At 38.0% G+C, this 15,630-nt stretch carries 12 protein-coding genes and 1 pseudogene; 4 read left to right on the top strand and 9 right to left on the bottom strand.

The genetic code is table 11. The features are described 5' to 3' along the window. Window positions 1-1,077 carry a cytochrome d ubiquinol oxidase subunit II gene (gene cydB / locus DCO56_RS07405; protein WP_108633124.1) on the top strand — a complete coding sequence of 359 codons (1,077 nt, stop codon included), beginning with the start codon at window positions 1-3 and terminating at the stop codon, window positions 1,075-1,077. Window positions 1,078-1,094: 17 nt separating this feature from the next. Here the strand turns inward: cydB and DCO56_RS07400 are convergent, their stop codons facing one another. The 5 genes from DCO56_RS07400 to DCO56_RS07380 all read right to left on the bottom strand — a co-directional run bounded on the left by DCO56_RS07400 (window position 1,095) and on the right by DCO56_RS07380 (window position 5,678). Then, the gene (locus DCO56_RS07400; RefSeq protein WP_108633123.1) at window positions 1,095-1,718 is read right to left on the bottom strand and encodes a response regulator transcription factor; all 624 of its coding nucleotides are present in this window, start codon (window positions 1,716-1,718) and stop codon (window positions 1,095-1,097) included. A gap of 14 nt (window positions 1,719-1,732) precedes the next feature. Next, entirely contained in the window at window positions 1,733-3,679 is a 1,947-nt protein-coding gene (locus DCO56_RS07395) for a sensor histidine kinase (protein ID WP_181390491.1), read from the bottom strand. Window positions 3,680-3,934: 255 nt separating this feature from the next. Continuing rightward, a complete protein-coding gene (locus tag DCO56_RS07390) occupies window positions 3,935-4,507 on the bottom strand; it encodes an NADPH-dependent FMN reductase (protein ID WP_108633121.1) in 573 nt (190 codons plus the stop codon). A 7-nt stretch (window positions 4,508-4,514) separates the two neighbouring features. Next, window positions 4,515-5,006 (bottom strand): DUF2480 family protein, encoded by a 492-nt coding sequence (locus tag DCO56_RS07385; RefSeq protein WP_108633120.1) that lies wholly within the window; start codon window positions 5,004-5,006, stop codon window positions 4,515-4,517. Window positions 5,007-5,051: 45 nt separating this feature from the next. Beyond that, on the bottom strand, window positions 5,052-5,678 hold the full coding sequence (locus DCO56_RS07380; protein WP_108633119.1) for a superoxide dismutase: 627 nt from the start codon (window positions 5,676-5,678) through the stop codon (window positions 5,052-5,054). 197 nt (window positions 5,679-5,875) lie between these two features. Here DCO56_RS07380 and DCO56_RS07375 point away from each other — a divergent pair, with 197 nt between their 5' ends. From DCO56_RS07375 to fabF, 3 genes are all read left to right on the top strand, one after another. Continuing rightward, entirely contained in the window at window positions 5,876-6,502 is a 627-nt protein-coding gene (locus DCO56_RS07375; RefSeq protein WP_108633118.1) for a helix-turn-helix transcriptional regulator, read from the top strand. 85 nt (window positions 6,503-6,587) lie between these two features. Next, entirely contained in the window at window positions 6,588-7,181 is a 594-nt protein-coding gene (locus DCO56_RS07370; RefSeq protein ID WP_108633117.1) for a TetR/AcrR family transcriptional regulator, read from the top strand. A gap of 63 nt (window positions 7,182-7,244) precedes the next feature. Beyond that, window positions 7,245-8,483, top strand: coding sequence for a beta-ketoacyl-ACP synthase II (gene fabF / locus DCO56_RS07365; protein ID WP_108633116.1), 1,239 nt, complete (start codon window positions 7,245-7,247; stop codon window positions 8,481-8,483). A 465-nt stretch (window positions 8,484-8,948) separates the two neighbouring features. On the opposite strand, the pseudogene DCO56_RS30045 reads toward fabF, so the two are convergent. The 4 genes and pseudogenes from DCO56_RS30045 to DCO56_RS07345 form a co-directional block, all read right to left on the bottom strand. Further along, a pseudogene (locus DCO56_RS30045) lies at window positions 8,949-9,128 on the bottom strand (transposase); the annotation flags it as partial. Between the two features lie 106 nt (window positions 9,129-9,234). Next, on the bottom strand, window positions 9,235-10,746 hold the full coding sequence (locus DCO56_RS07355) for a SusD/RagB family nutrient-binding outer membrane lipoprotein (protein WP_108633114.1): 1,512 nt from the start codon (window positions 10,744-10,746) through the stop codon (window positions 9,235-9,237). Between the two features lie 45 nt (window positions 10,747-10,791). Beyond that, window positions 10,792-14,025, bottom strand: coding sequence for a SusC/RagA family TonB-linked outer membrane protein (locus tag DCO56_RS07350; protein WP_108633113.1), 3,234 nt, complete (start codon window positions 14,023-14,025; stop codon window positions 10,792-10,794). A gap of 337 nt (window positions 14,026-14,362) precedes the next feature. Beyond that, a complete protein-coding gene (locus DCO56_RS07345) occupies window positions 14,363-15,247 on the bottom strand; it encodes an AraC family transcriptional regulator (RefSeq protein ID WP_108633112.1) in 885 nt (294 codons plus the stop codon). Window positions 15,248-15,630: the final 383 nt, after the last annotated feature.

Genomic DNA, 15,630 nt, shown 5'->3' with positions numbered 1-15,630 from the left:
ATGGAAATATTCTGGTTTGTTGTATTAACTTTCATGTTGGGTATCTATGTAGTCCTCGACGGATATGATTTTGGAGCGGGAATTGTGCATTTATTTTTTGCTAAGACCGAACAGGAGAAGAAGGCTGTAACAAATGCAATCGGTCCATTTTGGGATGCCAATGAAGTTTGGCTGATCGCATCGGGTGGAGTTTTATTCTTTGCTTTTCCCACACTTTATGCGTCATCTTTCAGTGGATTCTATCTCCCTCTCATGCTGGTATTATGGTTACTGATCTTTAGGGCAATAAGTCTTGAACTGAGAGGTCAAGTGCATCATAGGCTTTGGGAAACCCTGTGGGACAAAGCTTTTGGTCTGGCGAGCCTGCTTCTTGCGCTTTTTTTTGGAGCCGCTTTAGGCAATGTAGTCCGAGGAGTTAACCTCGGCATGGTCGAAAATGGCGTATCTACTCAGGAACCGCATTATTTCTTCCTAGCACTCTGGAATCCCACCTTTGATCCTCTTGCCGAACATCAAGGCATTATTGACTGGTTTACGGTAATATTAGGTTTAGTGGCAGTCGTTACGCTGACAATCCATGGTGCTGGATGGGTCATATTAAAAACATCCAGTACTTTAAATCAACGGCTTAAAAATATCATATTTAAACTGAATTTCGTATTGCTTGCATTAGTCCTCCTATCGGCTTATGTCTGGCATTATGTAAAACCGATATCCCTGAATAATCTGCAAAATCATTATTGGCTTTGGATCTTCCCATTGATCGCAACTATTGGCTTGTTTGGACAGTTTTGGATCAGAACATTCAAAAAAGATGGCATCGGTTTTCTCTTCTCAGCGCTATTTATACTAGGAAGTTTTGCGACGACAGTAGCCTCCATGTTTCCTACCCTACTTCCTTCGACCAATACTATAAACCCATCACTGACCATACAGAATGCTGCTGCAAATGAATATGGGCTCGCTGTAGGTTTAGGATGGTTTATTTTTGCGGCAATTTTGGTAGTCGCTTATTTTATCATCCAATTTCGAGTCTTTAAAGGAAAATTAGATGATGTAGGTTATGGTGAACATTAAAACAATTATATGACGTTTTAAAGACCTAATAATTTGTGCTTCAAGGCAAGTTGCACCAATTCGACCATATTTTTCACCTTAAATTTTGTCAAGAGATTGCGCCGATGTGTTTCTATCGTAACGGGGCTTAAAAACAGCTTCTCAGCGATCTGATTGCTGGTGTGGCCATTGGATATCATAATTAAAATCTCCTTTTCCCTTTGTGTTAAACGAGGAAGAGATTCCATAGAAGATATTGCCCCAACATAAAGCGCCCTTGCACTATCGCAGAGCGCTTCTTGTCCATTTAATGCAAGCTCTACACAACGAAGGAATTCTCCGTTAGACACATCTTTTAATATGTAACCTTTTCCCCCATTTCGCATAAACTGAAAAATAAGATTACGATCTGCCAGATTACTCAGTGCAATAACCGGAATCATGGGAAACAGCTTCTTCACTTGCAAACAGACGTCCAATCCGCTGGTATTCACAAGCTGCATATCCATAAGCACCAAATCTACACTTGTACTATCCAAAAATTCGATCAATGATACTTCCTCCAGAAATGAATATACTTTATACCCGTTTTGGTTATTGAGAAAAGACGTTACGCCTTCCAATAATAAAGGATGGTCATCCAATATGGCAATAATTTTCATACATTAGTCTTTAACTAAACACTTACTCCTACTTCAATTTGGGTACCAGATCCAATTTTACTCTGCATATCAATAGATCCATTAATCCATTTAATTCTCTTTACCATATTATTTAATCCCATTCCATAATTTGCGACGGAAGAATCAAACCCTTTTCCATTGTCTTCTATCAAAATCTGCAATATCCCCTGTGATTTACTTACCTGAACAATAATGAGGTCTGCATCTGCATATTTCAATGCGTTTGAGATCGCCTCCTGGACAATCCGATATATTGCCAATCCTTTTTGGAAGTCCAGGCGCACTTCGTCCTCATAATTTTCAAATTGGATCTGAACCTTACTATTTCTCATCGAAAGACACAATTGTTCCAATGCTGCTATCAGACCAAATTGCCGCAATGACTCGGGCATCAGATTATGCGATATCCGTCGAACTTCGCCCAAAATATCGTTCAGTTTGTGAGGTAATTCATCCGTCAAATTGAATTCATCAGTCTGCCCTCCAGCGATCTTAAACTTTAATCCTGTCAACATTCCGCCAATACTATCGTGCAAATCCTGTGCGATACGCTGCCGTTCCTGCTCTTCAGCTTTGAGCATGGACTCGGAAATTTGCAACTGCTTTTCCTTTGCCAATTTCTCTAAAGCAATCTCATGGTTCATCTGGATCTGTCCATTCAGTTTCCGTTGTTTTTTATAGGAAAATGTAACAAATAAAACAACGATAAAAAGTAAAATAGCAATACCTAAAACAAGCAAGATCTTTAATTGATTGCGATCTTTTTCTGCACGTAGATTTAAAATCAATTTTTCTTTTTCTACGGTTTTGTATTTAGCCTCCATTTCGTTCATCTTCTCCAAAAGCTGTACCTTCTGTATACTATCAGAGAGCTTACTCGCCACATTGGACATCTTAAGTGCTTCTTTGTAGTCCCCCATCAATTCATTCACAGTAGCCAATTGGCTATAAACAATTTTACTGTTGTAAAGATCACGTGTCAACAATCCATTTTTTATAATCTCTTCCAATGAAAGTTTCGCTTCAGCATATTTTTTCTGCATCAAATAGACATTAAACTTTCTAAACAGCATCATCTGATAGGATTTCCAATTGTTCATTTTCTTCGACCATTTCAAACCAATATTCAACATACGTAACGCTTCATCTGTCTGTTGCTTTGTCGTAAAATAGAGCGCTTCATTGTAATAGTAATTGGGTAACTGAGAAGAGTTGGGGTTGTCTCCTAACATTACCTTGACCTTATCTAACAATTGCCGGGCCTCTTTTGATTTTACTTGATAACAATATGTACTAACGGCATTTAAATAGGCTACCAGTAATGCTGTGCTCGCTGGTTGTTGTTCGAGCTGTTTGATCGCCATCTGATGATACTCATCTGCTTTTACCAATTGATTGGATGACATAAAGGTCATACCGATCATCGTATTTATCGCACCTTCCATGAGGGGATCGTGTGCTTTGGCATATGGCAGGCATTTACCATTGAGTATATCCAAAAAATCAGCAAACCCTTTTTTCGGAAATCGAATTAAGCCCAGATTATACCAAGCTTTGGCTAAGAGCTGCTGCTGAAAGGGCTGCTTGGCATTCCCCAGGATATCCACGCATTTTTGGGCTTCAACCTTTGCACGCTCACTATCTAAAAATTGGCCATAGAAGAAGCTTTTATAAAGTGCCCCCATGGCCTGAAGGCTTTTGAATGGTTTGGCCATCTGCTCCCCCCGCCGCATATTTTCCCAGAATCTCGCTGTATCACGAAACCTGTAGTAATCCGCCAAATAAAAGTACTGTAGTGTTTTTACGCTGTCATCTGAAGTTGATTTCAACAGCATTTCGGCATCAGCCCGATATTTCTCCTCATTTAAGGGCAGAAAACCCTGCGCTTTTGTCGTCTGTGCAGCAAAACACATCGCACAGCATACAATTAACTTTAACAAAACCCGACATTGTAAGCCCATTTAATCAGATACCTTATATAACATGAACAATAAAAACAGTTTATTGCATTTTTAGCGAGATGCGCCTCGTTAAATGTGTGATTCTGGAAAATTCGGTGGACACGAACTCTTCGACACATGGTCCTTCAAAACTAAGCAATTTTAAAAATATATAAAGCACCTCGATAGTGATCAAGGTGCTTTATATTCTCCGACGCAGCAATTATCTAAACTGCTTTTATGAAAATAAAATTTTTATGAACGTCCCGATAATGTTTCAAACACTGCGGTTCTAGTTGTTGCGATATTAATCAACAGGTCTAATTTACATTGATAGGTTGAAGAAAGCTTCCTTGAACTAGAGGTTTCAAATAGTCCACTTTTAACAATAGGCACGCTAAAAGGCAGGGTCCATGCCCGTAATGATTTTGCTATCGTATCCATTGCGTTGATCCCTTGTAAAGCCTGCACCCCATCTGCCCAGCAAACCAGCCCAATATTTTTATCCGTAAGATATGCCGGACTATTTTTTGCGCTTATCTCCAGCCAATCCAAACAGTTTTTCATTACACCAGGGATACTTCCGTGATATAAAGGAGATAGCCAAAAATGTACATCTGCCTCCAAAAAAAGATTATTCATAATCTTTACACTATTCGGAATCCTGCTAAGACTACTATCAAAAAGTGGAATACCACTATCAGCCAGATTAAACACGCTGTTCGCTATCCCAAGCTGATTCAGTTGTTCAGCGAAATAATCAGATAATATACCCGAAGTAGATTCTTGTCTCCGCTCCAAAGCTCCATTAAATATTAATGCTTTCATGATTTCTTTATGTTCTTTTAAAAATAACCTTTGGCATACCGATTTCCCCGTACATCAATGTTTTGACAATCGGAATTAAACGTGAAGTAGCCAATATATAAAGTGATTCAGGCATATTTGGTCGCGCCCTTATAACAACTTTTTGATCCCGATACAAGGAAAGATCCGCGAGCTTCAAATGCTGTGTCCATAACTCCAGTTCCATTGTTTCCACACTTTTAAAATCATAATATACTACGTCAGGATGGAATTTTTCGGCTAACGCCATATATACCCAAGGTGGAATAATTGCGTCAACGGAGCAAGTAAATGCGACTGCTTTGCCTATAAAGGGTGTCAATTCCAATGCGGCAAGAGCCGCTTTAAACTCCTTTTCTTTGACGATCATTTCTTGGTAAAAAAGAGCTTTTATGTCAAATTCTATAATTTCAAGTGTAGTTTTGAAATCAATGAGATCGAGCGCCAATATACCCGAATTTTCAACCTTATTTACAAACATGTTATTTTATAATTAGTATATCCGCTTAATTGAATGTTCAAGGTTTTAAATCAATTTATCGATCACTTCTTCGTACTGCTTTTCGACGGCAGACCAATCTAAGACAGACCAAAACGCATCCAAATAGTCGGCTCTTTTATTCTGATATTTCAAATAATAGGCATGTTCCCATACATCAACACCCAAGATAGGCACACCCCTACTCGTCAATTGGGTATCCATCAAAGGATTATCCTGATTGGGCGTCGCTACTACATCCAAAGTACCATTGTATTTAATATAAAGCCAAGACCATCCAGAACCAAATTGTCCGAGTCCTGCGTTTTTTATCCTTGTTTTCAACTCATCTAAGGAACCAAAAGTTGCATCTATTTCCTTTGCTAACTTTCCAGTAGGTACTGTTTTCGGTGTTGCAGATAAAATTTGCCAAAACAAGGAATGATTGTAGTGCCCTCCGGCATTGTTGCGAATAGCTGGGCTATATTGGCTCACCTCCGCCAGAATATCCTGCAATTCAATAACTTCAGCACCTGTACCGACTACGGCTTTATTTAAATTATCAACATAGGCCTGATGATGTTTTTGATGATGAATCGTCATTGTCTCCTGATCAAAATAAGGTTCAAGTGCCCCATAGGCATATGATAAATCTGGTAATTGAAATTTGCTCATGTTATTTTAGTTTTATTGTTTTAATAATGAATCAAAACTAACTAATAGACATTAATAAAACAACCAAATAGTTGTTTTATTAATGTCATAAAATTTATCCTCTGCTAGACAAAAACTTTAATACTATTGATTATAGCAACAATTGAAAAAATAGTATCTTTGTTCAGAAAACATTAAAACAACTTTTTTATTGTCAAATGCAAAAAACACCTGCAGATAGAATATTGATGTTATTAAAAATGCGAGGTGAAGTTACCGCCGCTCAGGTTGCCACGGAGCTTTTGATCACGAAAGAAGGGGCTCGCAAACACCTCCTCAACCTTGCCAATCAAGGGCTTATTGAATCCTATACAAGAAGCGAGGGGATCGGTCGACCGTCAACCTACTATTGTCTTTCAGCACTGGGACTTTCAAAATTTCCAGATAGTCACGCTGATATTACCGTCCAACTGCTCCAATCCATTAAACAATTGCTTGGCGAGAATGCGCTCGATCTGTTGATCACTGATCGAGAGTCAAAAGTATATCAGCGGTATAAAAATGCATTATCTGGCATGGAGACGCTGGAGAATAAACTTGATATTATGGCAACGAAGCGAACGGAAGAAGGATATATGGCGGAATGGAAAAAAGAGGGAGAATCTTACCTTTTCATTGAGAATCACTGTCCCATATGTGCTGCGGCAACAGAATGCCAAGGTTTCTGCCGTTCAGAACTTCGCAATTTTCAACAGCTTATCGGCCCATCATATTCGATCAGCAGAATAGAATACATTATCGAAAATGGTTCCCGTTGCACTTACAGCATAACTGAAAGAAAATAATGTAACTTTTTCAGTCGCATCCTACAGAAATTAATAATATACCGAAAAGTATTTTTTATCTTTGAAACCAAAGAACAGCGTCATCATGTCAAAAGCAGAACAGACCCGACAATTTATCATTGAGAAGACAGCCCCTATCTTTAATAAAAAAGGATACTTTGCTACTTCACTTTCAGACATCACTACAGCTACAGGTTTAACTAAAGGCAGTATCTATGGTAATTTCAAAGATAAAGATGACCTAGCACTTCATGTTTATACCTATCAAAGTAAAAAAATCGCTGATGGTGTAGATCAGCTGATTAGTCAACACAGAACTGCTTTAAAGAAGCTTTATGCATTTTTTGATTTTTACAAAGAAAATTTCAAAAACATCGCTGCATCAGGAGGATGCCCGTTGATGAATGCTGCTATTGAGGCTGATGACTCGCTCCCTTTTTTAACGCCAAAAGTCAAACGATCATTTACGCTTTGGCGGCAACGATTGATTTCTATATTAGAAGAAGGAATTACGAGTGGAGAGTTTAAACAGCATATTTCTGCTGAACACTTTGCAATTACCTTCATGGCGATGATTGAAGGTGGAATTTTACTTGCAAAAATCTCCGGACGTGGTAAAGATCTTACCATCGTAATAGACAATATGAAAGACATGGTGGATCGGGAGATAAAATTTTAATTTTCTCAACAAAACACATACCAATCGGTATATTAACACATTAATTCTAAAAAAAATAAAAAAATGAAACGAGTTGTAATTACCGGAATGGGGACAATCAACCCATTAGGAGATAACATTGATACATTCTGGGATAATATTTTACACGGTGAAAACCGTACAGCTATCATCAGCCGCTTTGACGCGTCTCTATTTCGGACGCAAATCGCGAGCGAAATCAAAAACTTTCAACCGGAAAAATACCTCGATCGTAATGAGATCAAGAGAAGTGATCTCTTTACACAATATGCCCTATATAGCGCATCGCAAGCCTTAGAAGATTCCGGTCTGGATCCGAATACAATGGATCCATTCGATTTTGGTGTTATTTGGGGTGTTGGACAAGGGGGAATGGAAACATTCGAAAATGAAGTTGAAAACTATGTAAAGGGTAATTATGTCCCTCGATTCAGCCCATTTTTCGTCCCAAGGCTTATTGTTAATATGGCTTCGGGAATGATATCAATGAAATTCGGTCTGAAGGGCATCAATTATACAACTGTATCTGCCTGTGCAACCTCCAATACAGCGTTCATGGATGCTTTCAATTATATTCGGTTAGGAAAAGCAAAAGTCTTTATTAGCGGCGGATCGGAAGCTCCCATTACTCCTGCCTCGGTAGGAGGTTTCTCTGCCATGAAAGCAATGTCGGGTAGGCATGATGATCCCAAAACGGCAAGTAGGCCATTTGATCGAGATCGGGATGGGTTCGTCATGGGAGAAGGCGCCGGGGCCCTGATACTGGAAGAATATGAGCATGCCAAGAAAAGAGGTGCAAAGATCTATGCTGAGCTTGTCGGCGCGTCCATGACTGCTGATGCCTATCACATGACTTCGCCTCACCCAGAAGGCATAGGTGCAGCAAAAGCAATGTCACTTGCTCTGGAAGAAGCCCAAATAAACAGTGATCAATTAGATTACTTAAATCTTCATGCTACTTCTACTCCCGTCGGTGATATTGCTGAACTGAAAGCGATGCAACTGGCATTTGGTAAATCCAGCAACCTCTGGGTCAGTTCGACCAAGTCAATGACCGGTCACCTGCTAGGTGCTGCAGGTGCAATTGAAGCGATTATTGCGATAAAATCCATAAACAACAATGTAATTCCTGCAACTATAAACATCGAAAATATAGACCCTACAATCCCCGATGGAATCAATATTGTTGTAAACCAACCGTTGGAAAAGACAGTTCAAACAGCCATGAGTAATGCCTTCGGTTTTGGTGGGCACAATTCAAGTATTCTTTTTAAAAAGATTTAACATTTTTTTTGAAATAACTCTTGACAAAGTGTAGTAAACACACTATCTTTGTAGTATCATAATTTAGGTTTATAATTGGTTATTTAAGGTTTTCATTCTCCCCGTTTGAAAACCTTTTTTTATGCCTATTCAATTTCTTGTTATCAGCAAACTAGATTTCTTATTTTTAACCGAGTACGACAATAAGTCCACGTAACAAAGCTACTTTTCAGAACTGAGTCAATGTCTTATCGACTAGTTACCCGTTCTTCGAAGATGATTCGAGGCATCTTCCAGCCTTATTCGTACTTGGGAGCAGATAAGAGCGTTTTCTAACAGCCATGCTACTGTCTTATCTCCGAGTTAAACTCGGACTCACCACGGACTCATGTCGCTCTCACCACGGATACATCCTGATCCTGATACGAAGATGCATCGAAGGAGACACGGAACGATAGCGAAGCAGAGGTCTTGCGTCCATGCCATAATCAGAACATTCAAAATCTCGCCTCTATCATTTATGACTAATTGAAGTTTGAAGTTATGGAACCAGTCCATTGTAGATTTTCTAGCTACAGCTATTCCTTTAAATACCGTCTTCGCCTTGATGCGCTTATTCTTGCAAACCGTAACCGCTGTCGAATTGAGAAAAGAAACTCCGGCACAAACCGTTGATCAACAAGTTTTTTTTAAAAAAAATAATCAGGGAGAGTACAACTAAAACAGCGAGATAACCGAAGTTACCCCGCTGCGTAAAAATAAACATATGAAACTATTCTTTACCGTTATCTTTAGCCCACCATAGTCGCTTACCCCAATTATAATCAACCGTTCCACTTGCTGCAGCCTTAACATTTTCTGCATTATACAAATATTCATTATTCGGATACGGCAAACGCCATGGTTGATCGGTGTGCACTGTTTCGAATTTTTGAATTTTCGAAGGATAGTTTGTAGTTGGTATACCAGTTCTCCTATATAAGCTCCATGCCTCAAAATTTTCTTTAAACAACGCTACCCACATATCCCAGTAAATACGGCTTTTCGTATCATCAAACTTACCTGCATCAGCAAGATACGTTGTGATATCTTCAGCTGCTACATTATTATCTTGCATAGAAAGCGTAACTGCCGTTTCATAAGCTGTTTTTGCGGAAATTCCAACATTGTACCCTGACAAAGCTGCCTCTGCTAATATGTAATAAGTTTCACAAGCCCTATAGAAAGGTACTGCTCCAGCGGGATTGTTGATATAATGATCACCAATCCAAGAAATCGAGGTTGAGGGAGAGGGATTGGTCAATGAACCGTTTACAAATCCGACATACTTACCCGCATTATTTTTTCCTGCAATCGAAGCTATTCTTGGATCTTTTGTGGCAATTAAATGATCAATAAAAATATCAAACATTCCCCAATTATTGATACGCTTACCGTAGATACCGGATTCATACCAAGGCTCCATATAAGGTAGAGTACCAGGGAAGAACATCTGACAACTTTCGGCATTTGTTTCAATAACAGGATATTTTTTTGTATTACCCGCAATTTCCTCAATAGTGGATTTCGCTAATGCCGGAGCAACGGAAGAAATTCGCATCGCCATACGTAAACGTAGTGAATTACAGAATTTTTGCCATCTTAACATTTGTTCCTTTATGTCTGCACTACCGCTATTGGCTTCTCCATAAATAATATCATAGTCACCTATTTCATCTGTACCTATCCCAGCAGCCAATTCATCAGCTATAGTTTTAAGGTCTTTTAAGACCGCAGGAAAGATATCTTCTTGTTTATCATATTTGGGTTTCAAAATAGATCCGTCTTCTGGTCGACCCTGAAACGCCTCTGAATAAGGGATATCTCCCCAACCATCCAATAAATAGGACCACATGTAGTTATTCCATATTTTAGCAATAATTCGGGTATTTTTATATCCTTCCGCTTTATCCTCTGTTTTCTTCAATAGATCCATCATTTGGGTGATATTGTAATAACAAGCTGCCCAACGATTACCGTAAGTATTATTCGAAGGAATCAGCCCCCCTAGATTATCTGGATATTGAATTTTAACAATGTAACCTGCAAATGTACCATACCCATCTATATCGCCACCAAATTGATCTCCCGCATTTCTCATCACATTTACCAGCATATTCTGTGGTGGAACATCTGTTAATGCATCTGGATCCGTATTAATTTTTTCAAAATTTTTGGTACATCCCGATATTAAAAGTGCTGCTAGAATTGGTGTATATTTTAGTTTTTTAATAAAAGTATTCATAATCATAAATTTATTTTTATTTAGTTCTAAACTTTATCCTGAAATTTAAAATGTAAAACCAAGTTTAAGACCTATACTTCTTGAATTAGGGACAGTCGCTTGTTCAAATCCTACTCCTCTTGAATCACTCGAAACACCTCCCGCTTCCGGATCTAAACGCATCGTATTAGATTTATGCACCCACAACATAGCTAAGTTCGTTCCCGTGACAGAAATATTAGCACGCTTAATTCCTTTTATTTTACTATAGAGATGTTTAGGTAAGTTATATGATATATAAGCTTCTCTCAATTTCAAAAAGGAACCATCAAAAACATACATTTCAGCAATTCCACCGTTTTCGTACCAATCTTGAGCACTGGTCTCGATCGTATTTTCGACCCAGCCACCATTTCCATCCGACATCGCAAATTTTTCGTTCGTCATTACATCTCTACCTGCCACAATTGCGCGTTCACGAATGCCATTAGCAGCTGTAATTTCAGCTATACCTGTAACATAACCATGGGACATGGTTTGTGACCATACATCACCACCTTTTCGAAAATCAAGCATAAATCCAAATCTGAAATCTTTGATGGTAAAATCGTTGCGCATAGAAGCTAAGAAATCCGGCACAGCGTTACCAATATCCTGAGCATCTAGCGGGGTAGCAACCAATCCATTATTACCAATTTTTATCGCTCCTTTCATTGGACCATCCTCTACACGATCAAAGCCAGGGCCAACTAAGTTCCCCCAAGGCTTACCCACAGATGCCATATTGGAAATACCCCAAGTCCAGCCAATCCTGTAATCTTTTAAATCCAATTGTGGATAAAGTTCAACAACCTTATTTTTATCCCTCGAGAAGTTAACTGTTGTTGTCCAATTTAGTCCATCTTCTCTTTTTAGAATATCCCCTCGTAACTGCAGTTCAACACCCTTACTTTTGATCTCACCGGCGTTCAGGAAGATCGAGCTAAAACCAACCACATTGGACGTTGAAACCTGAAGCAATTGCTTTTTATTTGTCTTTTGATAGTAGGTAAAATCTACGTGTAAACGATCTTTCAATAAACCTAACTCTGTTCCGATTTCGTATGAAGTAATTGCTTCTGGTTCTAAGCCTTCAATTGCATAAGTCATACTCTTATACATCTGAGCTAAATTATTATAAGAATCTGTCTGTGCATAATAGTAATTTCCATTTTGATATGGACGCGTCGCATTACCGACCTTTACGATATTAAACCGCAACTTCCAGAAATTCAGGAAATCACTTTTCAATCCTTCAAAACTCGTTGTAGGTAACCAACTTAAACTAGCTGACGGATAAAAAAACGATTTTTTTAATGTCGACGACCAATCGTTCCGCGCCGTTACATCTAAATACAACTGATCACGCCATCCTAAATTGGCTTGTGCATAGACAGAATTTGAACGTCCTTTAGCATGATCCATCAAAGTATAAGCATCCCCAATTTTATTGCTGATTGTATATACGCCTAATACATTCAATCCTTTCGCTCCTAGTGTATTTGTTTCAAATTGGTAATCTCGATAATTAGCACCTAAAATTCCTGTTAAACTTAGATCACCAAATTGTTTATTAAAGTTTGCGATAAAGTCTGCATTGAATTCAGAATTGCTATTCTTCATTTCATTGAATTTTCCGTTCTGATTGTCATAGTTAAAATAGGTTGTTTCGAAAGTATGCGTATTATAATAATCTAAACCCACCCGGCCTTCAAATCTCAAAAAATCAAAAGGTTGATAATGCAATGAAGTTTTTCCGAAAATACGGTTCATTTTAAGTGCATTTTGAGACTCATGCATGGTATAAAATGGATTCATATGATACGCGGAATTCCAATTATAATAAGTGTAATTTCCTTGCTCATCACGCTGATCCCAATTATTCTTCAGATCTTGCATATCTACCTGTCGTCCAAACCAGATCAATCCATTCATCGGATTCGCGCTATCGTACCCTTGCATAACTAGGTTATTACTTTCGGTACGTGTGAAATTACTCATTATGTCATAAGAAAATTTGTCACTAATTTTATATTCATTATTTAACTGAGCTGTATATTTTTTTTGATCTGTATTAGGAACAGTTCCACGTTGATCCCTAAAAGAAATAGATGCACGAGTCGAAGAACGATCTGTTTTAGAAAGCAGGGAGATATTATGGTTTTGAGAAAAACCTGTCTGAAAAAATTGCTTTACATTATTTTTATGGGAAATCCAAGGAGTAGCCTGACGTACATCATTTACAACCGGACTATTAAATTGTGGAATCATCAATCCAATATCCATCCTTGCCCCCCAAGATTCATCTATATTATCATTGACGCCAAATTCCCCCGTACCATCAACATAACTAAAAGCATTCTTAAGAACATAGTCCTGATACGATTCTCCTTCTCCTAAAGTTTTGTAACTATACTCATCTCCTCTAGACCCTTGGCCATAAAGATTTTGGTACTTTGGTAAATTGACGGCCCTATCAATGGAAAAATTTCCATCATAGGAAATTTGTACCCCATTGGCTGCACGTTTACCGGATTTCGTTGTAATCATAATAACGCCGGCCCCTGCACGCATACCGTAGAGTGCTGCCGCCCCACCTTTCAAAATATTAAAGCTTTCAATATCATCCGGGTTAATATCGTTCAATCCCGACCCATAGTCAACCCCTGTGTAGGTATTATCACCCGAACGTTGTGCATCATTTGTAATTGGGATACCATCAACAACAACCAATGGTTGCTGATCTTTTTGTAACGAGGAATTGCCTCGAATTGAAATACGAGCTGAAGAACCTATTGCACCACCAAATTGATTGACTTGCACTCCCGCTGCTTTACCCGCCAAAGCGCCTGTTAAACTATGTTGTCCTGCATCAGTTAACTCACTCGCCTTAATTTCTTGAGTAGCATAACCTAAAGATTTTTTTTCTCTAGTAATGCCCATGGCGGTTACAACTACCTCTTCCAAATTTCTTTCATCGGACAATAGAGTAACTTCTAGTGTCGTCTGGTTGGTCAGGTTAACCTCCTTACGATTGTAACCAATAGCCGAAACACTTAGTTGCCCGGCCTGTTTGTAGTTTATTGTAAATTCTCCATTTTGCCCAGTCTGTGTACCGGTTCCATCTCTAAGTGTGATTGTAACCCCAGGGATAGGTTTCCCGTCTTGGTCGACCACCTTCCCCTTCAAAACTGTTTGCGCATATACTGCCGAGCTTACTAAGACTGTAGCGGCTAGCATAGCAATGCTTTTTCTGTTCATAAGTTTAGTTTCAGATGTTTAGTTTATAGTGCTTTTTATTATAAACTAAGTTATCGACCTCTCATCCTCTTTACTAACCGAATCTTGACAACTATTACCCGATTATTAACCACAAATGTTAAATAAAATCAACAAATATCAAGACACAAAACCGAAATAGCACAAAAAAAACACATTAACAATCACTTTTCCATTACATCCCAATAAAAAACAAACAAAACCAAAATAAAAAACAAAAGTTTAAAACAAAAAAAACAAGATCAAGTAAAAAATCATCCTATATTTGAAATTCAAAGACGAAATATTAGGAAAGAATTACATTGCAAGGTTCTTATGTTTATATAACTGAGTAGAGTGTCTGTTTATAGTGTTGAACATATTCTTTAGGATTGCAGCCGATAATCTGTTTAAATACACGATTAAAATTGGTAATACTATTGAATCCACAACTGTACGCGATAAACGAAACACTATCTAGATGATCTTCGTTCAATTGATTACAAACCTCTTTAACTCGTATTCGATTTAAATATGCGACAAAAGTAACCCCACAATGTTTTTTAAAAAACCTACAAAATGCCTGAGGCGTCAGGTTTGCGTGGTCAGCGACATCCTCGAGACTAAGATCATGTTTATAATTTTCTTTAATATAATTACAGATTAGATCAATTCGATTGGAGCTATGAATCGGGTCGAGTATCACTTCACCTCTTTCCGCGCAAAGTGGATCTGTGTCCCTCGATATAGTCGCCAAAGATCGCAAAAGGTAGAAAAAATGCATCAATTTATCCATCTGATCTGAAGATTTCAATTGTAAAATTCTCTCTGAAATTTGCATGAAATATTCATCTGGGATCTTAAAACCACATGAATTGTTGTAAATAAACTGATTTAACGATTCAAATTCCTCCAAAGAAAACATTAACTTGAGCTTACCGTTTGGATCAAAAAAAATAGAGATAGAGCGGGATTCATTTGAAAAACCATCCTGAGAAGACGACTTAAATACATGTGGTTGATTTGCCCCCAAGAAGAAAATATCATTTTCCTTAAAAGGGTGTAACGTATCTTCAACAATCAATATTCCCTTTCCTTTTATTATCCACATGAGCTGTGCTTCTTGGTGTCTGTGAAGGTGCGGATAAAAAGTTTCTAAAATATCTTCTTGTACAGTGAGGCTTTGTCCCTGCATACAGGGCACATTAAATTGGAGCGTTTTCATAGGGTTTCATAAGTTTATGTTCAAAACTACTACTGTTAAGTTAACATAAATATAACAACTACGAAACAAGTAAAGATATCCCCCGCGATAGATATAAAAACAAAAACAAAATATGTATATAATGGGATAATATTTAGCATATCTACCGATTATGCAATCGGTAGGCCATAAAATCACATAACATAACCTAATATTTTTCAAAAAACAAGGTTAAAATACAATTAGACTTTGATAAATTGTGATAATTAATATTCAATGGAAACTTCGAACTTTATTTAATACCAATATTATTTTGTTTTGATGCATAAATCACTTGAAGTAAGCAATTGTAACAGCGTAAAAGTATCAAGCGTATAAACAATTTATTGACGACACTTATTTCA

Source organism: Sphingobacterium athyrii, from assembly GCF_003071065.1.
In the GTDB taxonomy this organism is placed as follows: domain Bacteria; phylum Bacteroidota; class Bacteroidia; order Sphingobacteriales; family Sphingobacteriaceae; genus Sphingobacterium; species Sphingobacterium athyrii.
The sequence above is the reverse complement of the archived record's forward strand: the minus strand, read 5'-3'. Positions and strand labels throughout refer to the sequence as shown.